The organism is Methylobacterium crusticola (assembly GCF_003574465.1).
Classification (GTDB): Bacteria; Pseudomonadota; Alphaproteobacteria; order Rhizobiales; family Beijerinckiaceae; genus Methylobacterium; species Methylobacterium crusticola.
Map to the genome: position 1 here is coordinate 1 of NZ_QOWC01000522.1, position 501 is coordinate 501.

Below are 501 nucleotides of genomic sequence, written 5' to 3' on the forward strand. Positions count from 1 at the left end.
TGCAGGAAATGGGCGGGAGCATCAAGCAACACGGTATCTTGCAGACCATGTTGCTTCGGCCGATTCCCGGGCCGATCCCTTATGAGTTGGTTGCGGGCGGCCGCCGATATGCGAGCGCGACGCTCGTTGGCGAGACGGAAGGTCCATGCCTTATCAAGGACATGACCGACGAGCAGAAGGACGACATTCAGCTGGCCGAGAACATCCAGCGTAAAAACCTCACGCAGATCGAGGAAGCGAAGAAGGTGCAGCGCGACCTCGACGCCGCAAACGGCGACGTAGAGGCTGTCATGGCCAAGCATCACAAGGGCCGCGCTTGGGTGTCGAAGATGCTGGGCCTGTTGAAATTGTCGGACCAGGCGCGCCGTCTCCTTTCGGAAAATATCAGTGCCGACCTGGAAGTGATCGGCAAGGTCAAGGCGATCGAGAAGGTTGATCCCGAGGCGGCAAAAATCCTTGTGGACGACTTGGCGGCAACACGCGGCAAGGCGGATGCTCGCA

Annotated in this window: 1 protein-coding gene; it reads left to right on the forward strand. The window is 59.3% G+C overall.

Features of this window, described 5'->3' with window-relative positions:
• Nucleotides 1-501: ParB/RepB/Spo0J family partition protein (locus DT057_RS35180; protein WP_128566585.1), on the forward strand; the 501-nt coding region annotated here is incomplete at both ends.